Origin of the sequence: Paenibacillus agaridevorans (assembly GCF_018604145.1) — a bacterium.
GTDB lineage: Bacteria > Bacillota > Bacilli > Paenibacillales > Paenibacillaceae > Pristimantibacillus > Pristimantibacillus agaridevorans.
The window spans coordinates 911720-937858 of the sequence record NZ_CP075889.1 but is presented as its reverse complement, the minus strand read 5'-3'; the positions used below and the strand labels follow the sequence as shown (position 1 = coordinate 937858).

The following is a 26139-nucleotide window of genomic DNA, read 5'->3' as shown; positions in this document are numbered from 1 at the left end:
CTTCCTTTCTTACTTGAATAGGTCAGGCTCAGGATCAGGCCGGCGAGTTGGCGCCGCTCGCGCCTTGATAGCGGCTCAGCGCTGCCTGATAGCGGCTGGAGGAGGACAGCTCCCGCTTTACGGGAGAAACGGCTACGTTGACGGTTCCTCCCCCTATCTCGATAAAGCCCAGCTCCTCGAATACGTCAAGCATAAGCCGTACCGAAGGCACCGTCAAGCTGCAGAGAGCTGCCAGCTTCTCGGCAAGCCCGCGCTCCTGCGCGCGTGAAATTTTGCGGAGCTGCTGGTACACGGCTCCAAATTGCTCGCGGGCGGGGAACACGTCCGGCAGCTCCCTTTCGTAATGGAGATCCTGCAGCATAAGCTGCGGCTTGCGCTGGCCGTTCCATTCATTAATCGACAGCTCGCCGATCAGGTCGATAAGGCAACCGGGCTCAAGCGTTCCCGACATGGCCCCCATGCCAAAACCGATAACATCCAGGCCTGTTCTGCCGCTGCCAAGAGACATCTTGAGATGTTTGGACTCCTTGCCGATCGCCCGACGTTCCGCGACGCGGGTCCCTTCGAACAGCAGGCGCGGAGACGGATTGCCGACTCCGAACGGCTCCAGCAGCGCCAGCTGGGAGATCGTCTCCAGCGTGGCGTCCTGCAAGCTGCTGCGGAGATCGATAAGCGATCTCGGAATCCAATCTTCCTCGGACAGCCAGGTCTTCGCCAGCGAGGACAACCGCTCCTCCAGATCGTCCAACTTGTCGCGATGAAGGCTCATCCCTGCCGCGGCCTGATGTCCGCCGTAATGATCCAGCAGAGACTCGCATGCCGTCAATGCCGCGTGGAGGTCAAAGCCCTCGATGGAACGCGCCGAGCCTTTGCTCATGCCGCTCTCCGGGTCAATGCCCAGCACGACGACCGGCTTGTAATAACGCTCCAGCAGCTTGGAGGCGACGATTCCGATTACGCCCACGTTCCAGCCGACGCCGGCGACCAGAATGACGGAGGGCTCCTCGGTCCCTGCAGCTTCGGCAGCCCCGCGTTTGCCGAGCCATTGCATGTCCGCTTCCTTTACCATCTCGTCGACGATTCGCTGACGTTCCTTGTTAAGGCTGTCCAGTCCGATCGCTCCCAGAATGGCGGAGTCGTAATCGGCAGCCGTAAGCAGCTCCACCGCACGTTTGGCATGATCCAGACGGCCTGCGGCATTAATGCGGGGCGCCATGCCAAACGCGATACCGGTGGAAGTGATTCCCTCCAGCTCAAGGCCAGCGGCCTCTGCAAGCGCACGGAATCCGATGGATGGCTCCAGCCGCATGCGCTCAAGCCCGCTGCGGACGAAGATCCGGTTCTCATCCTTAAGCGGCATCAGGTCCGCGACGGTACCCAGGCTGACAATATCCGTCCACTCCATTGGAGGGCGCTCCAGCAGCGCGGTTGCAAGCTTAAAGGCTACGCCAACGCCGGCCAGTCCCTTAAATGGATATGGGCATTGCTCCTGCTTCGGATTAACGACGGCCGCCGCATGCGGAATGCGCTCGGGAGGCTCGTGGTGATCCGTAACTACGATGTCAACGCCGCAAGTTTTGGCATATTCGACCTCTTCGTAAGCGCTGATGCCCGTATCGACGGTTACGATCAGCGTTACTCCTTGATCGGCCGCAAGCTGGATTGCGGCATTGTTTAGTCCGTAACCTTCCAGCGCGCGATGCGGAATATAATAATCGTAATCAAGACCTAATGTCTGAAAAGCATGACACAACAAGGAAGTACTGGACACGCCGTCTGCGTCATAATCGCCATAGATGCGCACCTTCTCTCCTTGCTCCAGCGCAGATCTAATCCGGTTTACCGCGGCGTCCATCCCAAGAAGCAAGTAAGGATCATGCAGATCCTCCATGCCTCCATTAAGGAAGCGGCTCGCGCTGGTTATGTCCTCGTAGCCGCGCTGGACGAGCAGCTTGCCGACAAGAGGAGGCACGCCTAGCTCCTCGCAGAGCCGGCGTGCCTTATTTTCGCTGCTTTCGGTCCATTCCGCCAATAACCAGCGGGTCTTTCTTGTAATCATCAGGTTACTCTCCTTCCTGCTGCCCCTGAGGCCCTATTGCAGCAGTGTGGGCATCTGCTCCTGATTAGGGTCGTGGTTGGATTTGTATGGATAACCCGGATCATAAGGCTCCACATAAATCATGACCTCGGAGAGATGGAGGAATCGGTGCATGAGGAGGAGCTTGACCCGTTTTGCAATGTCCTGTCCCTCCAGCACCGTAATACGGGGGTTGACGCTGATGACAATCTCCGCCACAACGTAATGGCCCTGCTCTCTTGCCCGGATCGACTGGACCGTAACAACGCCCTCTACGCGTTGAACAACCGCCATCAGCTCCTCCGCTGATTCCTCCTGCTTCCGATCATGGCCGACTTTTCCTTTGCCACGAAACAGAATGTTCGCCACGTAATCCCATAAGCGTCTCTTGTAAACGGGCTGTCTGCCGCCCTCTCGCTCTCTGGTTGACATATGTGCCAAATACCTCCTGGATCGCAAGCGTCAATCGCTTATTCTTGTAGATTAAGGTGTCGGCTTTGCTGCCGCCTTCGGTTTCTGCTTCTCCTTGCGCTTTAACAGGAACCACAGCGGGCTAGCGATAAATATCGTAGAATACGCACCGCTGACCAGTCCGACAAGCAGAGCAAGCGAGAACATCTTGATGGAAGGGCTGCCCAGGAAGAATATACATACGGTGACGATAACGACCGTTAATACCGTATACAGGTTCCTTGCCATCGTTTGCCAAATACTAGCATTAACGAGATGAGCCAGCTGCTCTTCGTTTTTGTGCTGCGAGAACCTCAGATTTTCCCTGATTCTATCGAATATGACGATTTTATCGTTAATGGAATATCCCAGCGTCGTGAGCACGGCCGCGATAAACGGCAGATCCACCTCGAAGCGGAAGATGGAAAAGATCGCGATAACGACAAAGCTGTCATACAGGATAGAAATATTCGAGGCCAGCGCGAAACGCCACTCGAATCGGATCATGACGTAAAGCATGATGCCCAGGCTCGCGATCAGTATCGCCCAGATCGTCTTGATGCCCAGCTCCCGCGCCAGATCCGGTGACACGACGTTTACCTCGGAGGAAACGTCTTCCCCGTATTTCGCCTTCAGCGCCTCAAGCACCTTGGCCGACTGCTCCTGATCCAGGATATCATTGAAACGGATCGTGGCGCGGTCGTTGTTGGCCCCGCCGATCGTCGGCGTTTCGTCCGGGAAACCCGCTTCATCCAGCGTTGTCTTAATGTCTTGCTGCGTCACGCTTTGTCCGATGGAGACGTCGATGTTCGTTCCAGCCTTGAAGTCGACCCCCAAGTTGAGCTGGAACAGAATAAGCGAGATGATGCCCACAAGAGTGAGCCCGATCGAGAATATAAAATATTTGTTCCGGTTTTTGACGAAATCGTATCTAATTTTCGTATCAAAGTTCACGGATTTCACTCTCCTTCACGCCGTAGTAGCCGGGTTTCATGAACCGGTTGCTTCGTACGAGCATATCCAGAAGGAAACGCGCGAAATAAATATTCGTAACGATGCTGACCAGAATGCTAAAGATCATCGTGAGCGCAAAACCTTTAATCGCTCCGTCGCCGATAAAGTACAGAACGGCGCTGGAGATAATACCCGTAATGTTAGCGTCCATGATGGTGCGGAACGAGCTTTTGGAGCCCGCCTTCAGGGAAGAGAGCATGCTCTTGCCCGACCGGATTTCTTCTTTGATGCGCTCCGCCGTAATTATATTGGCGTCCACGGCCATCCCGACGCCGAGGACGAATGCCGCGATACCGGGAAGCGTCAGCGTCGCGTTCATCAAATTCTGAACCAGAATAAGCATCCATGCATAAGTGATGATCGTGATCGCCGCAACGAAGCCCGGCAAACGAAAAATAATGATCATGAAGACAAGGACGATCACCGAGCCCAGGATGCCAGCCGTTACGGTATCCTTAAGCGACTCCATGCCGAGCTTTGCCCCGATGCTATTCGTGTACTTCTCTTCAAGCTTAAGCGGCAGCGAGCCCATGTTGATCAGGTCGCGCAGTTCTCTTGCTTCTTGCGTCGAGGAGTTGCCCATTTCGATTACTGCGCTGTCGCTGGCAATAACCTGATTGACTCGCGGACTCGAAATCTCTTGTTCATCCAGATAAATCGACATCGTCTGTCCAACAAGCTTGGATGTCACTTCCTCGAATTTCTTCGCGTTTTTTAGCTTGATCGTGACGACAGGACGGTTAAGCTCATTGAACTCAAGTCCAGCCGCGTTTTCCACGAAGTCCGTTCCCGTCAGCATAATTTCGCCGTCCGGCGCGCGGAAAGTCAGGTTGATCGGCTTGGCGAGCAAATTTCTTACTTCCTCTTCGTTCTCTACGCCTGGCAGCTTGACACGAATGCGGTTGGCGCCTTCTGTCGTAATCTCAGGCTCTACCAATCCGGATTCGTCCACACGCTTCTGCAAGCTGTTCGCCGTCTGCTTCAAGCTCTCCGGCGTGACGGCTACTCCCCCTTCATAAGGTACCGCTTCGTAAAGCACCTCGAAGCCGCCCTTTAAATCGAGGCCTAACTTGACGCCTTTCAGCAGCCAAGGGCTTGTACCGGCCATGACGGCGAACGCCACGACCACGATCGCGAGGAAGGCTACTATTCTCTTCCCGAACATACGTCTGAATCCTCCTTATGATCTCAATATTCCCATTATACAGATGCCGCAAAAACGAGTCAAAAAGAAAGAACCTCATCTTTAGAACGAGGTTCCCTTGTATGCGCTGATCGTCAGATGGTTCATGAACTGAGTGACCTTCAGCGACAAAATATCGTTCACCAATCGATGCAGCTCCGGCTGTCCGTTTTTGGCGTAACCCGCGCTAACGCATTCCCATACATCCTTGCCCGTCACATGCTCGTAGCCGATGAGCCGGAATTCTTCCGCTTTGCTGATACATAGCTCTTCGATCATCACACTAAGCTCATTATCCGCCATGGCTAACCCTCCCGTTCGCGTTCCTGCACGCTCTGCACCTTCTATGTATTCGACCTCGAAAGCCATTCTCCTGCCGGGCTTCGGTCAGAAGAAAATGGCAGACATCTAAGGGGACATGCCGCGCATACAGATAAGAGATAGACGGTACAAGCCGACAAGCGGAGCGGAACGGGCCGGGCTGCTGCGGCAAAGGTCTAAGCTGAAGGAGTTGACGTGTTCGACATGACGAAACAAACGTTTATCAAAGGAGCCATGATTCTGCTTGCAGCCGGCATCGTAAATCGCCTGTTGGGCTTTGTGCCGCGAATTACGCTGCCTCGTATCATCGGAGCGGAAGGCGTCGGCCTCTATCAGCTCTCCTATCCGTTCCTCATCGTTATGCTAACGTTAATAACGGGAGGCATCCCGCTTGCCATCGCCAAGTGGATTGCCGAAGCGGAATCCGCCGGCGATACCGACCGCGTGCGTTATATATTCCGCACCGCGATGCTGCTCACTGTAGCCGTATCCGTTGTGCTTACCCTCGGGATGCTGTTGTTCGCTCCTTCTATTATTCGTTATCTGCTGCCCGATACCCGCGTTTACCAGACCTTTATGGTGATGTCGCCGCTGCTGGTCATAATCGGCGTATCGTCTGTATACCGAGGCTACTTCCAGGGCAAACAAAACATGATTCCCGGCGCCCTGTCTCAGACGATCGAGACGATTATCCGCATTGTTGCGTCGCTTGTCTTCGCCTATTTGCTGTTGCCATACGGGCTGGAATGGGCTGCGGCCGGGGCCATGCTGGGGGTCGTTGCCGGAGAGGTCGGCGGACTGGCGGCTTTGCTTTGGCATTATCGCACGAAACGGGGAGACAGGGGGAAAAAGGCTCATCGCGGGACGCTTGCGCCAAACGACAATTCGCCTATTTTGAAACGGCTGATCGGACTTTCCATGCCCGTGACAGGCAGCAAGCTTGTCGGCTCCTTATCCTACCTGCTCGAATCCATCTTTACGGCGAAGAGCCTTGCTGTGGCGGGTATCGCGACGGGCATTGCCACGGCACAATACGGCGCTTTGCAAGGCATGATTATCCCGCTGATCCTCCTGCCGACGGCTCTGACGTATTCGCTGGCCGTTTCGCTTGTCCCGTCCCTTTCGGAGGCGGCAGCGCGAGGCGATAAAGCATTAATTCAGAAGCGCATGCATCAATCCATGCGGATCGCGCTCGTCTCAGGCGCTCCGTTTGTAGTTGTCATGACTTTGTTTGCAGAGCCGCTATGTCGCATTATCTATGCTCATGAGGAATATGCGCCCATGCTCCGGCTAATTGCACCCGTCGGACTTTTTATTTATCTGCAGGCTCCCTTGCAAGCCGCGCTTCAAGCGCTAGACAGACCAGGTGCCGCCTTAACGAATACGTTTCTGGCAGCCGGGATCAAGCTGGTCCTTATTGTACAGCTCGCTTCCAAGCCCGAGCTCGGTATTTACGGCGCGCTTATCGCCATCAACGTTAACATTGTTCTCGTCACCGTACTTCATGGCATCAGCGTTCTTAAATATATCGGCTTCCGCATGCAATTCGCCGACTTCATTAAAGTCGGTGCGGCAATGGTCATTATGGGGGCAGCCGCCCAGTGGCTCATGCATCGGATGCCGATCTCGCTGGAATGGATCGCGCTTGTGTCAGCTTGTTTTTTTAGCGTTATCCTTTACATTGTGCTCATGATCTGGATGAAAATTATAGACAGGCATGATATTTCGCGTATTCCCTGGATCGGTGCATGGTTCAGGTAAATCTTTTATGATGCACATCCACGAATAATTTGCCCTTATGGTCAATCGTGCAGAGGAAAACCTCCTTGAAGTCGTGGACATTTTCCTCTTGCAGCGCGTTTTTTAGCCAGAATCGTGTTTTTTCGATCTTCGACAAATTCTCATCCTGTACTTTTCCATCCATAATTAGCGGAATTGGCAATATTTCAAAACGGTAACTTGGCGGAATGACCCCGTTACCAGCGTTACTGATTCGCTCACCGCTGCCTTGCCGACTGTTTTTGGCCAAACTTTGGGGTACGGAAATTGCTGTTTGCTCTTTGGCGACTTCCTCCCCGTGATCTGCATCATCCCTCGGAATAACGGACAGCTTGCCGCTCGTCTCCAGAATAGCGAATTCAACGTCTGCAACGGACGTAATTTTATTTTCGCGCAGCTGAAGCATGAGATCATCCAGATTGTAACGCTGCTTCTTCATCACATCGCGATTTATTTTCCCTTTTGCAATAACCACACTCGGCTTGCCGTCGAAGAATAGACGGATTTTGCGATTGCTCATCGATAACAGCGCCATCGTCACCTGGATGACGAGCAATGCAGCCATAGGTATGATGCCGTCCCACATGGACCGGTTGACGTCTTCTATAACAATGACCGCAATCTCCGCGATCATGACCGAAATGATCAAGTCTAACACCGACAGCTTGCCGATCTCCCGCTTCCCCATCAGTCTCATGATGACGAATACGACGAAATAGATGACGGTCGTCCGGATCAACAGGCTCCACAACTCCATTGATTAGCGCCTCCTCCGATAGTTTCGCCAAGCGGCCTGCCACCGTGCAAGTGGAAGGCGTTCAAGCTCGTACAGCTATTCTGACCTTGACGACATTCCGTCATACGGCAAATCCGACACGAATATATGGCAATTGCTTCTTTGCATGCTTCGTGATCAAAAGCGGACTTTTTGAACAGCAACTTGTACTATTTCCTCCAGCTTGGCCATATGGTGTACTAATACCTTTGAACTGGAGGAGGAATAGGATGAGTTCCGTCAAGCAAGCCCCCAAAACGCCCGTAATCGGACCACCATTACTCGCGGGAGTCGTATTCTCCTTGATTTGGCTGGCAGCAGGCGCCTTGCTGCTGTCCTTTATGCTTCATTTCGGCAACATGCGGGAAAACGAGCTTGGCACATACGCATTGCTCGTTCACGCCGCCTCGGCATTAGCCGGGGGATTCTCTTCGGGCAAAAGATCGGAGCGAAGAGGCTGGTATAATGGCGGACTGCTTGGCGGCATCTACGGAATCCTCGTCATCATCGTCAGCTTCCTTGCCTCCAATGCGTCCATCTCTTGGAGCAGTTTGTTAATGCTAGGCGCCGTGCTTGTAGCTGGAGCGCTAGGCGGCATGGTTGGCGTCAACCTAAAACGTTAACGAAGAGCGGATGCCTCCGGCCGTAAAGTGAAATCGTTTGACACAAAAAAACGGCCTGCGGAGAAATAATCTCTGCAAGCCGTTTTTGTTTTGTTCTACTACTCTGATGCAACAGCAGGTGCCGCGCTGACAACGCCGTTAATAGCGCTGCGCTCGAAAGTCATCTTTGTCGTGTCGTTGACGCGCAAGACGACCGTATCGTCGGTTAGTTCCACGATTGTACCGTGAAGACCGCCGATCGTCGTAATCTTGTCGCCCTTCTTGATCTGGCTCAACATGGAATTGCGAGCTTTCGATTTCTTCTGTTGCGGTCGAATAAGCAAGAAGTAGAAAACTGCGAACATCAGTACGAAAGGCATGATTAGCCCCCAAATGTTCTGGGTACCGCCTGCGCCTTCTGCCAATAATTGAGACATGTTATTCACCCCTTTCAGAATCCTTTGTCATTATCGTTCAGTCCGTAAGCCTCGAAGAAGGAATCGCGGAAATCCAACAGACGATCCTCCATGATGGCTTGACGGACATCGCGCATCAATTGCAGCAAGAAATGCAGATTATGATAGGTCGTAAGTCGAATGCCGAAGGTCTCGTCCGCCTTAAGCAAGTGTCGGATGTAGGCGCGCGAATAATTCCTGCAAGTATAGCAGGAGCAATTCGGATCCAGCGGGCCGAAGTCCTCCGTGAACTTCGCGTTCTTGATGACCAGTCTTCCGCTGCTTGTCATGGTTGTCCCGTTGCGCGCAATGCGTGTAGGCAGGACGCAATCAAACATGTCGATTCCGCGGATGGAGCCTTCCAATAATGCGTCCGGCGATCCGACACCCATCAAATAACGAGGTTTGTCGGCAGGCAGCTCGGGAACGGTGTAATCCAGCACCTCGTACATCAAGTGCTTCGGCTCGCCTACGCTCAGTCCACCAATAGCATACCCCGGGAAATCCATGGAAGTCAAATCTTTGGCGCTCTGAATGCGCAAATCTTTGTGCATGCCGCCTTGTACGATAGCAAACAGGGCTTGATCCTGCGGTCTGGCATGCGCGGCAAGGCAACGCTCGGCCCAACGGGACGTCCGCTCCGTGGATTGCTTCACGTATTCGTATTCCGCCGGGTAAGGCGGACATTCGTCGAAGGCCATCATAATATCGGAGCCCAGAGCGTTCTGGATTTCCATGGCGACCTCCGGAGAAATGAACAGCTTGTCGCCGTTTAGATGGGAACGAAAGTGTACGCCCTCTTCGGTAATTTTCCTCATCTCGCTTAAGCTGAACACTTGGAAGCCGCCGCTATCCGTCAAGATGGGGCGATCCCAATTCATGAACTTGTGCAGTCCTCCTGCTTGCTTAACGATGCCATGCCCAGGACGCAGGAACAGATGATACGTGTTGCTCAAAATAATATGGGCGTCCATATCCTTGAGCTCTTCGGGGCTCATCGTCTTTACGGTCGCTTGCGTGCCGACCGGCATAAAGGTAGGCGTATCGATAATGCCATGGGGAGTATGAACGCGTCCCAGCCTGGCGCCGGATTGCTTGCATTCTTTAATAAATTCGTATTTAACCGCCACTCTTCTCGCTTCCTATTCTTGCGGACGTTAATTGGTTCGTCCGTTAATTAAAAGGTAGTTCAAAAAGTCCGCTTTTGATCACGAAGTAGGCCATGAAGCGTACTCGACATCGAATATGGAACGCAAGCGAAACTTCCGGTGCTCACGTAGCTTCCACTACGCTCCGCTCCTCAGTTTCTACTTTCGTTCCATCTTCTCGGTGCTGAAAACCGAACTTTTTGAACACGCACTTTAAGCATGTTATTCGATAAACATCGCGTCTCCGAAGCTGAAGAATCGGTATTCTCGCTCCACTGCCTCGCCGTATGCGCGCATAATGTGATCTCTTCCCGCCAAAGCGCTCACGAGCATAACAAGCGTAGACTTCGGCAGGTGGAAGTTGGTGAGCAGGGCGTCGACCAGCTTGAACTCATAGCCGGGATAGATGAAGATGGAGGTCCAGCCGCTGCAAGCTTCAAGTTCCCCTACGGGGAATCTGTCGGCTACCGTCTCCAGCGTTCGGGCGGAGGTTGTGCCGACCGCTACGATTCGTCTCCCCTGAAGCTTGGCAGTACGAATTATGGCCGCATTTTCATCGTCCAGCTCATAATATTCCGAGTGCATCTCATGATCTTCCACACGCTCTGCCGTCATGGGCCGGAAGGTTCCGAGGCCCACATGGAGCGTTACGTAGGCGAGCTCTACGCCTTTAGCCTGCAGTTGCTCCAGGAAGGACTCCGTAAAGTGTAAGCCGGCCGTCGGAGCGGCTGCCGATCCCTGATGTTTGGAGTAGACGGTCTGGTAACGTTCCCTCTCCTCCAGCCGTTCCTTAATGTACGGGGGCAGAGGCATGTCTCCGAGTTTATCGAGAAGTTCCTGAAAGATGCCCGAATATCGGAATTGAACGACTCGAGCCCCCATCTCTCCTTCGGATACCACTTCCGCCAACAGCAGAGGCTCGCCTCCGCCATTGTCGCCGAAACCGATAACGGTTCCGACCTTCAGACGCTTGGCCGGCTTTGCCAGCGTTTCCCAACGATCTTCTCCCAGCTGCTTCAATAACAGCAGCTCCGCCTTAGCTCCGGTGTCCATCTTAGCCCCTACAAGCCTTGCAGGAAGCACTCTCGTGTTGTTGAGCACCAGAACGTCTCCGGGTCCAAGCCGCTCCGCCAGATCGGTAAAGCTTCCGTGCCGAATCTCTCCTGTAGATTTGCCCAGCATAAGCAGTCTGGAAGCGGTCCGCTCTTGGAGCGGCGTCTGGGCGATAAGCGCCTCCGGTAATTCGAAGTCAAACCAATCCGCGTTCATATCGAAGTCATCATTCCTTAGCTAACGTTATGCCTTTATAGTAGTATTGCAAAATATATTCATAGTCATACCCTTGCGCCGCGAGGCTGTATGCCCCATATTGAGAGAGTCCGACACCGTGTCCGTAGCCCGTTCCCGAGATAGCGAAACCCGGGTTTCGGGTAGCTGCCCTTAAGTCTCCTTCTCCGTCCATTACGTACATGTAGTCTCCCGCGTAAGCGGCGGATTTGCCTTCTGCTCCCATAACATAAAGCTTTTTGGAATCATCCGACCGGGTCACCGAAGCGCCGCTCCCGCCTAGTACGACTACCTTTCCGGTCTGCTCCACTTCAAAACTCGTGCTTGGCAAGGAACCTCCGTAGCCCAGCGCGGTACGCAGAGCGGTTGGCGATGATACGCCAAGTTTTGTCCCATTGACCGAAATTTCCGTCGCTCGTCCCGAAGGTCCTCGCTTCGTGACTTCGACCGATGTGATCGGCCCCGTAATCTTTGGGTTCGCATATGTGTTCATGACCGTCAGCAGCTCGTCGCTTGTGAACGGTCCTCTCTGCCAATTCATGGGATTCGATTCGATGACTTTGTCAATTGCAATCAGACTCGTTCCGCTTTGAATTTGGGCAACGACAGGCACGGTTTCCTGGATGAGAGGATGCCGGCGAATATTAGTTGCATCCGTCGTCGATTCCAGAATGACGCTGCCCGCCTCCGTCTTCCGTCCCGTGTCGCGCACGAGATCCTCGCGAATGTAGCCTACGGCACCGCTTGGCAGCGCTACTTGATACCAGCTCTTCAGTCCGGTTTCGGATATGGAATCCGGGCTCTCAACCGGCTGCAAATAAGGAACGGAGTTGCTCCAAGCCTCCGTGGCGTCCGCCGTCATGCCGCCCGCGCTCGAGGAATAGATCGCTTCGATGACCTTTCCGTTATGCAAAGCAACTACGCCTGCTGTCGCCTCGACTGCTTCGGTGGAAGATTGAGCCTCCACGCTTGCTCCGTTGTAGACCTGACTCAGCGTTGTATCGACAACATGGGCGATCTGGAAGCCGTAACCCTTGTTAAGCGCATAGGATCTGGCTGCTACAGCCTGCGCCTTTAGCGCTTCAAGCGGCCAGGAAGTGTACATCTCTACCGCGACGACGGAATACAAATATTGCTCGAACGGCAATTCGTTGACAACGGCCATCTTGCCGTTGACGGAGCTCAGCTCGAAGCTGCCCCGATAAGTACGGTTGCTGCGTTCCGCAAGCGTAATAAATGCTTCGCCTGCCGGAGCGATCCATGTTTTCATGTCGCCTGTAACAGGGAATTGATACAGCTCGTGGCTGACGTTCGCGACGGCGCTGACGGTATGGTCTCTGCGAATGATCAAATGCCGCGATTGGGGCGCTACAGCCTTAAGCGCCGAGCCGTTCGGTACAGACGCTGCAGCTGCCTGTACGGCAGCCAGCTTGTCCTGGGACGGCTCGCTTCCCACCATGACGGAATATGTCTCCTTGCCCGCGACGCTCCGTACGGCGACGAACGCATCTAGTCCCTTGCTGCCGAATGCGGCTGCAGCGTCCTGCGCATCCTTCTTGCTGGCCAGCGGCGCCGTCTCCAGATGGAATGGACCTTGTACCCCCGGTTTGTAAGCCCCGAGCAAACCAGCCAGCTTGGCGTCTGCCTTCCACTTCGCCGCTGCGGCAGCGGCTTCCGCTTCGTTTCTGTAGACGCCTTCCGTCACTTGATAACGAGCGGCGCCAGTCGTTGCGACGGAGGTCAGAAAGGCTGCGCCTCCGCTTGCCTTAACCTGTTGATAAATCGCAAGCGCCTGCCCGAATGTTGCGGATTCAAACAATTTCGCCTTGTAATCGTCGCTTCCGAATCTGGCGCTGACGCCGGCCGGTATGCCGAACCAGGTCTGTTCTCCATCCGGTTCCCTTACGCCTACGTTTAGCCCCCCTGCAGACGAAAAGGTGGCGGCGGGAGTCGTCGAATCGTATTTGCCTGGAAGACTCAGGAAAAGCGCCACCCTTATCTTATCTAGGGAAGGTACTGCCGCGCTGGAGGTTGATGCCGTCCAGGTGGAAAACAGCAGAGCCATTGCCAGCGTCAACAGCAGTGTGCGACGCCAGGCTCTCATCCCAGTTCGATAAGGTTTCTCCGCTTGCTGCGGCTGCCTTGCCTTAATTGCCGTATTTTTCATGATTACTCTCCCTTCTTATGCATATCATGTTGCAGCTTTTGAATCCTGTTCTGTGTTGCCCCTTGCCTTATGCCATACGTGCAAGCACGGCTTAGGATCTGCCCGGAATCGGCAACCCAAGATGCCGGTAGGCGTTATCCGTCGCGATTCTGCCTCTAGGCGTACGTTGAAGGAAACCGATCTGCATCAGATACGGCTCGTAGACGTCTTCGATCGTCTGGCTCTCCTCGCCGATCGTCGCTGCGATCGTATCCAGCCCGACCGGTCTTCCCGAGAACGTCGTCATCATAGCATGCAGCATCTTGTGGTCGATATGATCGAGTCCCATGGGATCCACCTGCAGCAGCTCCAGTGCGGATCTCGCGATTTCATGGGTAATGACGCCGTCGCCCCGCACCTGTGCAAAGTCGCGAACGCGCTTGAGCAGCCTGTTCGCGATACGCGGCGTTCCGCGCGAACGCATCGCGATCTCGGTCGCGGACTCCCCGACAATCGATACGTTTAAAATTTCCGACGCGCGCGAAACGATAAAGGCGAGCTCGTCTACCGTGTAGAACTCCAAACGGCTCACGACGCCGAACCGGTCACGCAACGGGGCGGACAGCAGCCCGGCACGCGTCGTGGCGCCAATCAGCGTAAACGGCGGCAGATCCAGCCTGACCGAGCGGGCGCTTGGGCCTTTGCCGATCATAATATCCAGAGCGAAGTCCTCCATCGCGGGATAGAGCACTTCCTCCACCGTCCGATGCAGCCGGTGTATCTCGTCGATAAACAAGACATCGCCTTCCTGCAGATTCGTAAGCAGCGCCGCCAGATCGCCAGGCCGTTCGATCGCCGGACCTGACGTCGTACGCAAGTTGACGCCCAGTTCGTTAGCAATAATATTGGACAATGTCGTTTTGCCCAGTCCAGGCGGACCATAGAGAAGCACATGATCCAGCGCTTCCTTGCGCATCTTGGCCGCTTCGATATAGATTTTGAGATTTTCTTTTGCCTGATTCTGTCCGATGTATTCGGCCAAATAACGGGGTCTGAGACTCAGCTCGACCGCCTGGTCTTCCATCATAAGGTTCGCGGAGATAATTCTATCGTCCATGTCCGGCTTCGCTCCTTTCCGTTACCCCTTGAACAGTTGCTGCAGCGCCCGCTTCATTAGCGAGTCGACCGTTTCCTCCGGCGTCACGCTGCTCTGCAAACCATTCCAGGCGCGGTCCAGCTCGGCAGACGTATAACCAAGCGCTGCCAGCGCGTCGCGCGCCTCTTCCCATGCCGTTCCGGCTCCTTGCCCATTACCCGTACCGGCCAAGCCTGGCTCTGCGCCGAAGCCCGCTGCGCTAAGCAGACCTTCGTCGCCGTAACCCGTCAGCTTGTCCTTCAGATCCAGCACCATGCGCTGAGCCGTCTTTTTTCCGATGCCAGGGAGTTTCGTCAGGAAAGACAAATTTTCTTGTTGAATCGCGCCCGCGATCGCTTCCGGCCGGCCGGCCGATAAAATGCCAAGCGCTACTCGCGGGCCGATGCCGGATACATCAAGCAGCTTGCGGAACATCGTCTGCTGCTCTCTCGACTCGAAACCGAACAGATGGATCGCATCCTCCCGGACATGATGGTGGATATAGACGACTACCGGCTCATTCTTGCCTGCGAACGCATACGGATTCGGCATAAACACGCGATATCCCGTATCTCTGACGTCCATAACGATGTACTCCGTTTCTATATGTACGACCGGACCTCTCAAATAATCGATCATGAACGATTCACCTCGTTGATTTTGTTCGTCAGTACGGCCGAATGGGCATGGCAGATCGCTATGGCAAGCGCGTCCGCTACGTCGTCCGGCTTGGGAACCGCAGACAGCTTAAGGAACATCTTAACCATCTCCTGCACCTGCCTCTTCTCCGCCTTGCCATAGCCGACGACAGCCTGCTTCACTTGCAGCGGCGTATATTCCGCAACGGGAAGTCCCCGCTGGGCCGCCGCCAGAATAATAACGCCGCGAGCCTGTCCAACGGCGAATGCCGTCGTCACGTTGCGGTTGAAGAACAGTTTCTCCACCGCGACGGAATCGGGCTTGTACCGATCCATCAGGGCGCCTGCCGATTCATAAATCTGCACAAGCCTGGTCTCCTGAGGCGTATGAGCCTCCGTTGTAATTGCGCCATATTGCACGGGCGTCAGCTTATGCCCGTTCTTGTCCACGAATCCGAATCCCGCAATGGCTATGCCGGGGTCAATGCCTAATACGCGCAAGCCGCCAACCCCTAACTTATGTAATAACGAAAATATGAGTGCTACGGTTGCAAGCTGCCCTCGCAGCCTTCCCATGTTGCCCGCCCTTCATTATAACAAAAGATACCCGAAATGAGAACGAACGTTTGTTCATTCGCGCTCAAGTGTTTCCCGATTGAGCGGGGGGAGGGCATTGTCGTATATTTCACCGCTGCCTTGGTAGAACTGCGGCAGCAAGTCTTGTCGGTTAGTCCGGTGCTCTTGCTGAAGCAAGCACAAAAAACACTCATCGGTTCAATATCGATGAGTGTTGTTTTGCCGTTCCATTGTGGCAGCGGCCAATAACATATCTGTATAAAACTCGAGCGTTTAATAACCTTGCTTCGCTTCGCCTGTTTCCATCGCATAATCGCTGTAGGTCGACAATACGCTGTTATATTCGTCGATGTCGCTAACCCGAATGCCATCCGATAGCTGATCCAGTTGGTCCTTCGGCAAGCTGCTCTCCATAAACCGGACATCAAGCTGGAAAAATGTCCGCATCACTTTTTCGTTGCTGGGCTCTCCGTCAAACAACGAGAAATTCCCATTGCGGTCCACGCCGAAGTAAGCATTGGACTTGCATTCGGCCGACAAATCGTCTATCTGCTGCATCACGCGGAGCGTCTGCCCATCCTCATCGAGACTGGTACGCCATTCCGGATGCTGGCTAAGCAGCTTGATAATCGTCTCGGGTTTCATCAACCCGAGCGGCTCTGTCTCCTCGCCGCAAACGTACAAACGATGCAGCATAACTTGAACCGGAGCATTTCTGTCTTGCAGCATGCGGCTGACGGAAGGTTCGTCGAGGGTTGCTTCGCTCGCGAAACTCGCCGATGCATGCTGCGGCATGACTGCCAGCGAGACGAACAAGACTAGTCCGCCTAACTTCCAGATCGGACGGCGATTTCTTCGTATACGCTTTTTGACTTGCTTCCACAGGCTGAACGTCATCATGAGGAAGCCCCCTTTGGCTGGTGATGATATTTGCCCATAGTGTGCGCCAGAAATGGTTAATTATTCAGACTCCGGAAATACATGAACAACAAAACAAGCCCCTTATCGGAGCTTGCCTGCGTTCAGCATTATGAGGGAACTGCATTTGCCTTTGTTTTAACGGTTCAGCCAAGGGCGGCTGCCGCTAGACGTACTTTTTTTGGGTCGCGGCGCCACTGTCCGGATAACGGCTTTTTTGGCTTTTTTGCGCGGTTTTGAAGTGGCGGATTTGGACAACGACGACTTCTTTTCTTGCTGAAGCTCCAGCTCATCCTCCCGCTTGCCGCCGCAGCCGCAATCATCGTTAGCCGTCGATTGGACAGTCGGCCCGGACGAGACATTAGCATTTTGCTGCCATAACGGCGATGGAGCATATGGTGGGTAAGTCATGGGATAACCGGCTCCTCCGTAAACCGGCGCCGACATGGTGGACATCGTTTGCGGCAAACCTTTGGTAGGCATGCCTGACAATGGCGATACCATTCCAGCATGGTTCGGCATATTGGACAATGGCATCATCATATTATTCTCGCTGACTCCTGCATAACCGCCACCGGGGTATCCCCAGCCCCCCGCGCCGCCGTATGGCATCATGGAAGGTGCGGGATATCCCATCATGCCTGCGCCTGGCGGGCAATCGTAAGGATACATGGAAGGCTTCTCACCGTAAGGCATCTCACTGTAAGGCATCATACCCGCATTCGGCAACACCGGAGCAACATTCGGCTGGTTCCCCATATACATAGCTTCCGTAGCAGGCATGTTGTATTGTTGGAACAAGTCCATGTCCATATACTGCATGTATTCCGATTGTGCCGGAGTAACCTTTTGCTCCGCCATCTTCTGAATCGGCAATGCCTTCTGAGCTACGTTCGTCATTGGCGCATAATTGTTCATGCTCATGGGAGATACGTTCGACGACAACGGCGCATAGTTGTTCATGCTCATGGGAGATACGTTCGTCGACAGTGGCGCATAATTGTTCATGCTCATGGGCGATACGTTCGTCGACAGTGGCGCAACGTTGTTCGTGTTCAGCGGCGATACGTTCGTCGACATCGGTGCAACGTTGTTCGTGTTCAGCGGCGATACGTTCGTCGACATCGGTGCAACGTTGTTCGTGTTCAGCGGCGATACGTTCGTTGACATCGGTGCAACGTTGTTCATGCTCATGGGCGATACATTCGTCGACAGTGGCGCATAATTGTTCGCCGCCATCGGAGCGACGTACGCGTTCGGCAGCGTTTTGCCAGTCGAAAGAGGCGTTACTGCATTCGGCAATGTCTTGCCTGTCGAGAGCGGCATAATTGATTCGTTCGGCAGCGTTTTGCCAGTCGAAAGCGGTGCTACTGCGTTAGGCAATGTCTTGCCTGTCGAGAGCGGGGCGACATTGGAGGACAAAGGCTCGACTTTATGACCCGAAAGCGGCTCAACCTTCGTCGAGAGCGGTTCGACTTTCCCCATAGCCATCGGCTCAACCTTCGTTGCCAGAGGCTCTACTTTACCCATTTCCAGCGGCTCAACCTTTGTTGCCAAAGGCTCTACTTTGCCCGTTTCCAGCGGTTCGACCTTTGTGGCCAGAGGCTCTACTTTGCCCGTTTCCAGCGGCTCGACCTTCGTTGCCAGAGGCTCTACTTTGCCTTTTTCCAGCGGCTCGACCTTCGTTGCCAGAGGCTCTACCTTGCCTTTTTCCAGCGGCTCGACCTTCGCTTCCTTCTCCTTCTGCTTAGGTGCGGGGGCAGGTACCGGCGAAATCGGTGCTGTAGGTGCTTTTTCCTGCACGGGGGCCGTATTCTTCTTGCCGATAACCGGGGCAGTTGACAACTTGCCGACCATGCCCTGCACGCCCTGCATAATCGAAGTCGGATGCAGCGGATGAACGCCTCCGGTCTGCTTAACCGCAGTATTCGTTTTACCCGGCATGGCCGTTGGAGGAACCACGGTGTCCGCCTTCGGAATGTTGACGATCTCGCCCGTCAGCAGGACGTTGGGGTTCTTCAAATGCGGATTCGCGTATACCATCGCCGCCAGCGGCACGCCCCAAGCTTTGGACAGCTTCCAAAGCGTATCTCCTTGCTTGACGACGTGCTGATGCATGACTTCCACGCCTCCGATGCCATTTTGTCCTTGAGCACTTGGAATTTTCAGCTTCATCCCGACTTCCAGCACATCTGGATTCGTAATGCCAGGGTTCAAGCTTAAAATTTCCTCGATCGATACATTGTATTTTTTGCCGATGAAATACAGGGTATCGCCTTTTTTCACGATATGGATTTTCACTCGCCGATGACCTCCTGTCACGTTCTGGATAACTTGGCACGGCTAATGCCTGTTATCAATCTCTACATCCTATGCAGCAAATAGGCAAGTGTCGCCATCTTCGCGCAAAAAAACCTGCCCGGAACATGTCTCCATGTCTTCCGGGCAGGTTGCCGCTTAATAAAATCTCGTTATTCGTATACTTTGACGCCGTCTACCGAAACAATCGCGCGGAATTGTTCCAGCAAATGCGTCGTGATCGGACCGGCTTGTCCGGAGCCGATCTTGCGTCCGTCGACTTCGCGCACCGCGATAACCTCGGCCGCCGTGCCCGTAAAGAACACTTCGTCGGCTACATATACGTCGTGCAGCGTGAACGGCTCTTCCTTGAGCTTGTAGCCGTGTTTGGCGCAAAGCTCCATAATCGCCGCGCGGGTAATGCCTTCCAGTGCTCCAACGTAACAAGGAGGCGTGTAGACGACGTTATTTTTGATAATAAAGATATTATCGCTGGATCCTTCCGCCACGTAGCCTTGGGAGTTCAGCATAATCGCTTCGCCTACTCCGGCAAGATTCGCCTGGATTTTGACCAGGATGTTGTTCAGGTAATTAAGCGACTTGATCTTCGGGTTAAGCGCATCCGGGATATTGCGTCGCTGCGACACGGATACGGATACCAGGCCGTTTTTGTAAGCTTCCTCCGGGTAAATCGAAAGCTGCTCCACGATAATAATGACGAATGCGGACGGGCAGCGGCGCGGATCAAGCCCCAGATTGCCGGGACCGCGGGATACGATGAGACGAATATATCCGTCGCGCAGCTCGTTGCGGCGAATCGTCTCCACGAGCGCGCCCTGCATCTCCTCCAGGGAGAGCGGGATATCGAGCATAATCGATTTCGCAGAGTCGTACAGCCTGTCCAGATGTTCCTTGCACTTAAAGATGTTGCCGTCATAGATGCGAATTCCTTCGAAGATGCCATCTCCGTATAAAAATCCGTGATCGTACACGGATACTTTCGCATCCTCTTTTGTTACGTAATCGCCGTTTAGGTAAATCCATTGCTGTGCCATCTCTGCCCTTGCACCTCCGCGAAATTGTTCATCTTGTATTTGTGTTGGTTCCTTGAAGCCTTGGGAATCGCCTTTTGTTACACATTCGTGGCAAGAAGTTACAGCAGTTGCTCGTAAGTAAAGCTCGGATAACAGCCCAATATGCGAATCTGGCATCCTATGGCTTCGATCTCTTGAAGCGCGGCCGGCAGCAGCACCGTATCCAGCGACATCTCAATCTCGATATAAAAATAATAACTGCCCAGCTTCTTCTTCGTCGGCCTAGACTCGATGCGCGTCAGATTGATGCGGCGCCAGGCGAATGCCGACAGCACCTGATGCAGCGCTCCCGGATAATCCTCCGGCAAAGTGATAAGGATGCTTGTCTTCACGCGGTCCGACTGCCTGGCGGTATACGGCTCCGCCCCTACCAGCATAAATCTCGTATAGTTGTTATCGTGATCCGTTACCTCGGTCGCGAGCAGGTCAAGGCCGTTGTTCGCCGCCGCGCTGCGGGTGCCAATCGCGGCAATTCCTTCGCCGGCATGATCGCGTACGATACGCACGGCTTCGGCCGTGCTGCCCACATGCTCCTTATCCGCCTGCGGCATATGCTCGCGAAGAAATTGCGTACATTGCGCCATTGCCACTGGATGGCTGATCACCTTCTTGATCGTTGTCAAGTCAAGTTCGCCGGATTGTCCGGAGAACTCCTCCCGTCTTCCGATCAGATTCTGAATGGAGGGATATACCCATTCCGCCTGCATGGGAAGATCGACCTCATGGACCAGCCAATCCAAATGCAGACTGACGGACCCGTCGATCGTGTTCTCCATCGGAATAACGCTGTAGTCGCTAACCCCGTTCACCGTGGACAGGAAGACGTCGGATATAAGCCGATGGTGCTTCCAATTCAGCGTCTCTCCCGCGAACAGTTGTTTTGCCGCTTCGTCGGACACGGAGCCAGCAGGTAATAAAGCTATCGTTTTCATCATGCCCGTTCTCCTTTAATCCGTTCCAGGAAGGTCTCCCCACCTTGGTCGGCATCTGCACTCAGAGTCTCTACCGTAACAACTGGACCGGAGACGCACGGCGCGAGCCAGAGGGTCTCCGCCTGGATGCCTTCCTTGCGCAGCGTCTCCTGCAGGAAACTCTCCAGCTCAGCCTTGGAACCGGACTCCGACTCCGCGTCCACGAACGCGATCATTGTCGGCCCCGCTCCGCTGAGCGCAGCTCCAAGCGCGCCGAAGTCCGTCGCGCGCTCCAGAATCTCCGTCATGCCGGGAATAAGAGGCGCACGATAAGGCTGGTGCAGCCGATCCTTCATGGCATGACGGATAAGCCCAAGCTCGCCGCTGGCAAGAGCCGCGACGAGCAGCGAGCTGCAGCCGACGTTAAAGACGGCGTCGGCCATCGCCAGCCCAGAAGGCAATGCATGCCTAGCCTTCTCCGTAGCCAGCTCGAACGCCGGTATGGCTACCAGCGTCTCAAGCCTTGCAGGCGGCTCAATGCGTGCATGCTGCACGGTCTCGCCATCCCATGCAGCGACGATGATGCCGCCGAACAGCGATGCGCCGACGTTATCCGGATGCCCCTCCAGCTTTGTAGCGAGCTCGAACAGCTTGAGATCGTCCAACGGACTGCCGATCAGCGCGTTTGCCGCGACGAGCGCGGCGATAATGGCGGTCGCGCTGCTCCCAAGACCGCGTGCCAGCGGAATATCGCTGTACATTTCAATTGTAAGCTCCGGCACGCTGACGCCCGCTTCGTCGAATACGAGCTGAGCAACCTTGTAGAGCAGATTGCTTTTGTCCGTGGGCAGTCCATCCATGCCATCCCCGTGCAGCCGGAAGACCGTCTCTCCAGTCTGGGATGCCGACATTTCGATCCATGCGTACATCGAGAGCGCCATGCCGAGAGAATCGAAGCCCGGGCCCAAATTAGCCGTGCTTGCCGGCACCTTAACGGTGACGCGGCGGTTGTCTGTATATGCTTCTTTTACTGCCATTATGCTCTCCATGCTCCCCGCTCCGTTCATTGTATTACCCCTCAACGCGATAGACGCTCTTCACCTTGTAGACCACATCCAGCGATCCGAACGTGTCGATGACCTTCTGGATGGCCGCCTTGCTCGCATCATGCGTAATGATGATGATCTCGGCGTCGGGATTGTTCGGGTTCGGCTGTTGCAGTACCGACTCCAGGCTGACCTCGAATTCGGCGAAAACCTGAGTGATGCGCGCAAGAACGCCTGCACGGTCGGCAACATGCAGCAGGAGAAAATATTTGGACGAAATCTGGTCATCCGACTTCAGCTTCGTCTCCTTATAGTCCGCGACGCCGTTCTGCTTGCCGCTCACGCCGAGTTTCAGGTTCTTTACGACGGCAACCAGATCCGCGACGATGGAAGTAGCCGTTGGCAGCTCTCCGGCGCCCGCTCCGTAGAACATGGTCTCTCCAACCGCATCGCCGTAAACATATACCGCGTTAAACACGCCGTTTACGGATGCGATGGGATGCGTGTGCTTCACCATGGTCGGCTGTACGCTTATGCTGACGAGATCGTCCTGCCTCTCCGCAATGCCAAGCAGCTTCAGCTCATAGCCGAGACGTTTGGCATACAGAATATCTTCCTTGCTGACCTGCGAGATTCCCTTTGCCGATACGTTCGCGAGCGATACGTTCGTCCGGAAGCCAAGCGTCGCCAGAATCGTCATCTTGCGTGCCGCGTCCAAACCCTCCACGTCGGAGGTGGGATCCGCTTCGGCGTAACCAAGTTCCTGCGCTTCCTTCAGCACGTCGCTATAGGAGGCTCCTTCCTGGCTCATCTTCGTCAGAATATAGTTCGTCGTACCGTTAACAATGCCCATGATCTTCGTAATCCGATCGGAAGAAAAGCCGTCGACCAACGTACGCAAAATGGGAATACCGCCAGCCACGCTGGCTTCGTACAAGATGTCGCAGCCATTCTCCTTGGCTTTGGCCACAATCTCCGGTCCGTGGAGCGCCATCAAGTCTTTGTTGGCCGTCACGACATGTTTGCCCCGCGACAACGCCTCGATAATGTATTCCTTTGTTCCCGCAATGCCGCCCATGACTTCTACGACGACATCGATATCGGGATGGCGGATAATATCCCACGGATCCTCCGTCAGCTTATCCGGATCAATGGAGATCGAACGAGACTTCGTCTTATTCTGTACCAGCACCTTCTCAATGACGATCGGCAAACCAACCTGGCTTTGAAGATCCTCCTGATGCCCTTCCACAATACGTACGACGCCCGTTCCCACCGTACCCAGTCCGAGCAATCCTACCTTAATCGGCTTCATCTATATTCCTCCGCTCCATGATTTAACCTTGACCGATGACCGCTGCTTTCCTCACGCCGGATTGCCGCTTCAGCAGTTCCAATAGATCGGACAGTTCTCCTGCAAGTCCCGCGATGTCCACAGACAACACAACATTTGCGAATCCTTGCAGCGGGATGCTCTGATTCATAGTCAGCACGTTGCCTTCCTGACCTGCGATCAGTCCCAGCACGCAGGAGAGAACGCCTGCCCTATGCTCCAGCTCCATCGAGATCGTCACGATCCGTTCGCGGGCAATATCGTTCAGCGCGAACACGCCATCCTTGTACTTGTAAAAGGCGCTGCGGCTGAGTCCCGCCCGCTCCACAGCTTCATGAACAGTTGCCACCGCGCCGCTGCTAAGCAGCTCCTTCACCTGAATCGTCTTCAGAATCGCTTCGGGCAATAGTTCCTCCCGGACGACATAATAGCGTTCAGCCACATCCGTCCTCCTCATAAAGACAATTGTACACCTATAGTGGACATTATATCGAAATCCAGGTGGCGCGGCAATAGGCCGATAAAAAAAAGACGACTACCGTCGTCTTTCTCCATGAGAGGCTAAACTTCCCGGTCGCAAAACGCCGGGACAGTCCAACACGAAATTTAGTTGTAAGGGTCGTAATCGGTGCCTTCAAAAAATTCGAATGCGAAATCGCCGATCCGCACCATATCTCCGTCCTTGGCGCCTTCCTTGCGCAGCTTCTCGTCGACGCCCAGCTTACGCATCGTACGGGCAAATCGCATGACGGCATCGTAGGAATTCAGGTTCATCCGCTTCATCATCCGTTCGATGCCTTCGCTCTCGACGACGAATACCTCGTCCTCGCGATGAACCGTGAACGTAATTTCGTCGCGTTTCTCGTACGTGTACACCTTGCGTTCCTCGATGTCCTTCACTTCCTCGACCTCGATCGACGCCTCCACGGTATCCAGTACATCCGCCGCCTTGTACAGCAGCTCCTGAATGCCTTCCTTCGTAAGAGAGGAGATCGGCATAACGACGTAATCCTTATCGCCCTTGACCTCATCCAGTTGCTCCTTGAAGAGGGCCAGCTGCTCCTCCGCTTCCGGCATGTCCATCTTGTTGGCCGCAATGATCTGCGGACGATCCGCCAGCTTCTCGTTATAGTGAGTCAGCTCTGCGTTGATTTTCTGCCAGTCGTCGAACGGATCGCGCCCTTCCGACGCCGCCATATCGATGACGTGAATAATAACCCGCGTTCTCTCCACGTGACGAAGGAACTCGTGGCCAAGACCAACGCCTTCATGAGCGCCTTCGATCAGACCCGGCAGATCCGCCATAACGAAGCTCCGTCCGTCGCCGACGTCGACGACGCCCAAATTCGGCGTTATGGTAGTAAAGTGATAGGCGCCGATCTTCGGCTTGGCACCGGATACGACCGATAACAGCGTAGACTTTCCGACGCTTGGGAAACCGACCAGACCAACATCCGCCATCACTTTGAGCTCGAGAACGACCCAGCGCTCCTGGCCTTCTTCGCCATTCTCCGAAATATAAGGAGCCGGATTCGTCGGCGTTGCGAATCTGGTATTGCCGCGTCCTCCCCGTCCGCCTTTTGCGACAACAACCTGTTGACCGTGACGCGTCAAATCCGCGATGATTTCGTTTGTGTCGTCGTCAATTATGACCGTTCCCGGGGGAATGCGTACGATCGTGTCGTCGGCACTCGCGCCGTGCATGCTCTTAACCTTGCCGCGCTCGCCGCGCTCGGCCTTGAAGTGCTTTTGGTAACGGAAGTCCATCAACGTTCGAAGTCCTTCGTCTACGCGAAAGATCAGATCTCCTCCGTTGCCGCCGTCGCCGCCTGCGGGACCGCCATTCTCTACATATTTTTCGCGGCGGAAGGAAACGATGCCGTCCCCGCCGTTTCCGCCTTTTACGAATATTTTTGCCTTGTCGACAAACATGCCATGCCTCCGTTCAAGCGCCTATCTCGCGCAGCTCCGTCTTTAGAACCATCTCATTGTACGACTGTTCCTCGGATATTGGAGAGAGCGATGCGCCTTTCAACTGCTCTTTCATTTTGTGCTGCCATTGCCGTTCGTTGATCAATTCGCCGTCATAATAGAAGGAGGCGTACAGCATGCCGCTCTCCGTCGCCAGCCGCAACCGGAGCAGCGCCAGTTCCCCTGTGCCAGGCTTCGCGGACAACCGATAAACGTTGATTGTATGTATAAGCGTCTCCGCTACACGGTCTGCATCCTGTACCATTTCCTGCAAATTAATACCGTTATCGATCTCGACCTCCAGCGCAAGAGAATTCGTCAGCGTGCGAAATGACTGAATATAGCTGATGAGCGAAGGAACGCCAAGCCGGGAGATTGCGCTTTCGGCATTCATTCTATCCCTTATTTTCTCCACGCATCCCACCGTCTTATCCAGCTTGCCGAGTCGAATGTATCCATAAAGCACTTGAAGATCGTTCATCCAGTCATGCCGATGATGATTTAAAGTACGGACGCTGGCTGACTGCATGGCGGTAATCGTAGCCGTAATTCGAGCCCGATGCTCCATTCGTTCGCTGCGAATCCAATAGACCGCAGCGGCCCCAATCCAGATCAAACAACCGATTATAAGCAAGCGGCTGCCTGGCCAGACCAGAAGCGCGGCTGCCGGCGCGATCGCCGTCGCCGCGACATAATACTTTGCCGTTGTCATGGCTATCATGCCCAGAACCTGCCTTCTTAAGGGAATTGCTAGCTGCTAGCTTTCCCAGTATAACACGCTCGTCCAAAGCGGTCATTAGCAAAGGTGAAACTGCCGCGCCGTTCTTTTGGAGCGCAATACGTTTCATAACGAGAAGTATAGAAAACGTATGCCGAATGCTTTCCCATAATTTCGAAAAGCGCGCGAAGGCGGCCACGACATCGTCTATTAGAGGGCTTTCCCGACAATGACAAAAGCCCCGGACCAAGACATGCTGGCCGG

Annotated in this window: 24 protein-coding genes; 2 read left to right on the top strand and 22 right to left on the bottom strand. The window is 54.4% G+C overall.

Annotated features, from left to right (window positions below):
- Window positions 1–34: 34 nt before the first annotated feature.
- The 5 genes from recJ to KJW29_RS03735 all read right to left on the bottom strand — a co-directional run bounded on the left by recJ (window position 35) and on the right by KJW29_RS03735 (window position 5027).
- On the bottom strand, window positions 35–2059 hold the full coding sequence (recJ, locus tag KJW29_RS03750) for a single-stranded-DNA-specific exonuclease RecJ (protein WP_214628795.1): 2025 nt from the start codon (window positions 2057–2059) through the stop codon (window positions 35–37).
- Between the two features lie 33 nt (window positions 2060–2092).
- Window positions 2093–2509 (bottom strand): cation transporter dimerization domain-containing protein, encoded by a 417-nt coding sequence (locus KJW29_RS03745; protein ID WP_087566491.1) that lies wholly within the window; start codon window positions 2507–2509, stop codon window positions 2093–2095.
- 51 nt (window positions 2510–2560) lie between these two features.
- Window positions 2561–3481: a protein translocase subunit SecF gene (gene secF / locus KJW29_RS35935; RefSeq protein ID WP_246608562.1), complete on the bottom strand. Its 921-nt coding sequence runs from the start codon at window positions 3479–3481 to the stop codon at window positions 2561–2563.
- The gene (secD, locus tag KJW29_RS35930; RefSeq protein ID WP_087566493.1) at window positions 3471–4706 is read right to left on the bottom strand and encodes a protein translocase subunit SecD; all 1236 of its coding nucleotides are present in this window, start codon (window positions 4704–4706) and stop codon (window positions 3471–3473) included. The genes secF and secD overlap by 11 nt, the downstream gene beginning before the upstream one ends.
- Window positions 4707–4787: 81 nt before the next feature.
- Entirely contained in the window at window positions 4788–5027 is a 240-nt protein-coding gene (locus KJW29_RS03735) for a post-transcriptional regulator (RefSeq protein ID WP_087566494.1), read from the bottom strand.
- A 222-nt stretch (window positions 5028–5249) separates the two neighbouring features.
- Here KJW29_RS03735 and spoVB point away from each other — a divergent pair, with 222 nt between their 5' ends.
- A complete protein-coding gene (gene spoVB, locus KJW29_RS03730; RefSeq protein WP_214628794.1) occupies window positions 5250–6806 on the top strand; it encodes a stage V sporulation protein B in 1557 nt (518 codons plus the stop codon).
- On the opposite strand, the gene KJW29_RS03725 is transcribed toward spoVB, so the two are convergent.
- On the bottom strand, window positions 6799–7581 hold the full coding sequence (locus KJW29_RS03725; RefSeq protein WP_214628793.1) for a YetF domain-containing protein: 783 nt from the start codon (window positions 7579–7581) through the stop codon (window positions 6799–6801). The genes spoVB and KJW29_RS03725 overlap by 8 nt on opposite strands.
- 248 nt (window positions 7582–7829) lie before the next feature.
- Here KJW29_RS03725 and KJW29_RS03720 point away from each other — a divergent pair, with 248 nt between their 5' ends.
- A complete protein-coding gene (locus tag KJW29_RS03720) occupies window positions 7830–8222 on the top strand; it encodes a TIGR04086 family membrane protein (RefSeq protein WP_087566497.1) in 393 nt (130 codons plus the stop codon).
- Between the two features lie 98 nt (window positions 8223–8320).
- Here KJW29_RS03720 and yajC read toward each other — a convergent pair whose 3' ends face one another.
- The 16 genes from yajC to KJW29_RS03640 all read right to left on the bottom strand — a co-directional run bounded on the left by yajC (window position 8321) and on the right by KJW29_RS03640 (window position 25878).
- Entirely contained in the window at window positions 8321–8638 is a 318-nt protein-coding gene (yajC, locus tag KJW29_RS03715; RefSeq protein ID WP_214628792.1) for a preprotein translocase subunit YajC, read from the bottom strand.
- A gap of 14 nt (window positions 8639–8652) precedes the next feature.
- Window positions 8653–9786 (bottom strand): tRNA guanosine(34) transglycosylase Tgt, encoded by a 1134-nt coding sequence (tgt, locus tag KJW29_RS03710; protein ID WP_108993610.1) that lies wholly within the window; start codon window positions 9784–9786, stop codon window positions 8653–8655.
- 240 nt (window positions 9787–10026) lie between these two features.
- Window positions 10027–11073, bottom strand: coding sequence for a tRNA preQ1(34) S-adenosylmethionine ribosyltransferase-isomerase QueA (queA, locus tag KJW29_RS03705; RefSeq protein WP_214628791.1), 1047 nt, complete (start codon window positions 11071–11073; stop codon window positions 10027–10029).
- A gap of 10 nt (window positions 11074–11083) precedes the next feature.
- A complete protein-coding gene (locus KJW29_RS03700; protein ID WP_246608561.1) occupies window positions 11084–13258 on the bottom strand; it encodes a SpoIID/LytB domain-containing protein in 2175 nt (724 codons plus the stop codon).
- Window positions 13259–13349: 91 nt separating this feature from the next.
- A complete protein-coding gene (gene ruvB / locus KJW29_RS03695; protein ID WP_087566501.1) occupies window positions 13350–14354 on the bottom strand; it encodes a Holliday junction branch migration DNA helicase RuvB in 1005 nt (334 codons plus the stop codon).
- Window positions 14355–14375: 21 nt separating this feature from the next.
- The gene (gene ruvA, locus KJW29_RS03690; protein ID WP_108993613.1) at window positions 14376–15011 is read right to left on the bottom strand and encodes a Holliday junction branch migration protein RuvA; all 636 of its coding nucleotides are present in this window, start codon (window positions 15009–15011) and stop codon (window positions 14376–14378) included.
- Window positions 15008–15511: a crossover junction endodeoxyribonuclease RuvC gene (gene ruvC, locus KJW29_RS03685; RefSeq protein WP_087566900.1), complete on the bottom strand. Its 504-nt coding sequence runs from the start codon at window positions 15509–15511 to the stop codon at window positions 15008–15010. The genes ruvA and ruvC overlap by 4 nt, the downstream gene beginning before the upstream one ends.
- A 348-nt stretch (window positions 15512–15859) precedes the next feature.
- A complete protein-coding gene (locus KJW29_RS03680; protein ID WP_087566503.1) occupies window positions 15860–16486 on the bottom strand; it encodes a BofC C-terminal domain-containing protein in 627 nt (208 codons plus the stop codon).
- 156 nt (window positions 16487–16642) lie between these two features.
- Window positions 16643–18805 carry a LysM peptidoglycan-binding domain-containing protein gene (locus KJW29_RS03675; RefSeq protein WP_214628790.1) on the bottom strand — a complete coding sequence of 721 codons (2163 nt, stop codon included), beginning with the start codon at window positions 18803–18805 and terminating at the stop codon, window positions 16643–16645.
- 170 nt (window positions 18806–18975) lie between these two features.
- On the bottom strand, window positions 18976–19857 hold the full coding sequence (ilvE, locus tag KJW29_RS03670; RefSeq protein ID WP_087566505.1) for a branched-chain-amino-acid transaminase: 882 nt from the start codon (window positions 19855–19857) through the stop codon (window positions 18976–18978).
- Between the two features lie 98 nt (window positions 19858–19955).
- On the bottom strand, window positions 19956–20828 hold the full coding sequence (gene pheA / locus KJW29_RS03665; RefSeq protein WP_214630975.1) for a prephenate dehydratase: 873 nt from the start codon (window positions 20826–20828) through the stop codon (window positions 19956–19958).
- Window positions 20828–21844: a homoserine kinase gene (gene thrB, locus KJW29_RS03660; RefSeq protein ID WP_214630974.1), complete on the bottom strand. Its 1017-nt coding sequence runs from the start codon at window positions 21842–21844 to the stop codon at window positions 20828–20830. Before thrB ends, pheA begins: the two co-directional genes overlap by 1 nt.
- A 34-nt stretch (window positions 21845–21878) precedes the next feature.
- Window positions 21879–23168 (bottom strand): homoserine dehydrogenase, encoded by a 1290-nt coding sequence (locus tag KJW29_RS03655; RefSeq protein WP_214628789.1) that lies wholly within the window; start codon window positions 23166–23168, stop codon window positions 21879–21881.
- 22 nt (window positions 23169–23190) lie between these two features.
- Window positions 23191–23628 carry an ACT domain-containing protein gene (locus KJW29_RS03650; RefSeq protein WP_087566508.1) on the bottom strand — a complete coding sequence of 146 codons (438 nt, stop codon included), beginning with the start codon at window positions 23626–23628 and terminating at the stop codon, window positions 23191–23193.
- Window positions 23629–23792: 164 nt separating this feature from the next.
- Window positions 23793–25118, bottom strand: coding sequence for a GTPase ObgE (gene obgE / locus KJW29_RS03645; RefSeq protein ID WP_108993616.1), 1326 nt, complete (start codon window positions 25116–25118; stop codon window positions 23793–23795).
- Window positions 25119–25131: 13 nt separating this feature from the next.
- The gene (locus KJW29_RS03640; RefSeq protein WP_214628788.1) at window positions 25132–25878 is read right to left on the bottom strand and encodes a Spo0B domain-containing protein; all 747 of its coding nucleotides are present in this window, start codon (window positions 25876–25878) and stop codon (window positions 25132–25134) included.
- Between the last annotated feature and the right edge of the window lie 261 nt (window positions 25879–26139).

What these genes read in the sequence shown, in the direction of transcription:
- yajC (WP_214628792.1), bottom strand. Translation starts at nt 8,638, where the DNA reads ATGTCTCAATTATTGGCAGAAGGCGCAGGCGGTACCCAGAACATTTGG.
- ilvE (WP_087566505.1), bottom strand. Translation starts at nt 19,857, where the DNA reads ATGGCACAGCAATGGATTTACCTAAACGGCGATTACGTAACAAAAGAG.
- KJW29_RS03700 (WP_246608561.1), bottom strand. Translation starts at nt 13,258, where the DNA reads ATGAAAAATACGGCAATTAAGGCAAGGCAGCCGCAGCAAGCGGAGAAA.
- KJW29_RS03735 (WP_087566494.1), bottom strand. Translation starts at nt 5,027, where the DNA reads ATGGCGGATAATGAGCTTAGTGTGATGATCGAAGAGCTATGTATCAGC.
- pheA (WP_214630975.1), bottom strand. Translation starts at nt 20,828, where the DNA reads ATGAAAACGATAGCTTTATTACCTGCTGGCTCCGTGTCCGACGAAGCG.
- ruvA (WP_108993613.1), bottom strand. Translation starts at nt 15,011, where the DNA reads ATGATCGATTATTTGAGAGGTCCGGTCGTACATATAGAAACGGAGTAC.
- queA (WP_214628791.1), bottom strand. Translation starts at nt 11,073, where the DNA reads ATGAACGCGGATTGGTTTGACTTCGAATTACCGGAGGCGCTTATCGCC.
- secD (WP_087566493.1), bottom strand. Translation starts at nt 4,706, where the DNA reads ATGTTCGGGAAGAGAATAGTAGCCTTCCTCGCGATCGTGGTCGTGGCG.
- KJW29_RS03640 (WP_214628788.1), bottom strand. Translation starts at nt 25,878, where the DNA reads ATGATAGCCATGACAACGGCAAAGTATTATGTCGCGGCGACGGCGATC.
- obgE (WP_108993616.1), bottom strand. Translation starts at nt 25,118, where the DNA reads ATGTTTGTCGACAAGGCAAAAATATTCGTAAAAGGCGGAAACGGCGGG.
- thrB (WP_214630974.1), bottom strand. Translation starts at nt 21,844, where the DNA reads ATGGCAGTAAAAGAAGCATATACAGACAACCGCCGCGTCACCGTTAAG.
- KJW29_RS03655 (WP_214628789.1), bottom strand. Translation starts at nt 23,168, where the DNA reads ATGAAGCCGATTAAGGTAGGATTGCTCGGACTGGGTACGGTGGGAACG.
- ruvB (WP_087566501.1), bottom strand. Translation starts at nt 14,354, where the DNA reads ATGGACGATAGAATTATCTCCGCGAACCTTATGATGGAAGACCAGGCG.
- KJW29_RS03680 (WP_087566503.1), bottom strand. Translation starts at nt 16,486, where the DNA reads ATGATGACGTTCAGCCTGTGGAAGCAAGTCAAAAAGCGTATACGAAGA.
- KJW29_RS03725 (WP_214628793.1), bottom strand. Translation starts at nt 7,581, where the DNA reads ATGGAGTTGTGGAGCCTGTTGATCCGGACGACCGTCATCTATTTCGTC.
- recJ (WP_214628795.1), bottom strand. Translation starts at nt 2,059, where the DNA reads ATGATTACAAGAAAGACCCGCTGGTTATTGGCGGAATGGACCGAAAGC.
- spoVB (WP_214628794.1), top strand. Translation starts at nt 5,250, where the DNA reads ATGACGAAACAAACGTTTATCAAAGGAGCCATGATTCTGCTTGCAGCC.
- KJW29_RS03720 (WP_087566497.1), top strand. Translation starts at nt 7,830, where the DNA reads ATGAGTTCCGTCAAGCAAGCCCCCAAAACGCCCGTAATCGGACCACCA.
- KJW29_RS03745 (WP_087566491.1), bottom strand. Translation starts at nt 2,509, where the DNA reads ATGTCAACCAGAGAGCGAGAGGGCGGCAGACAGCCCGTTTACAAGAGA.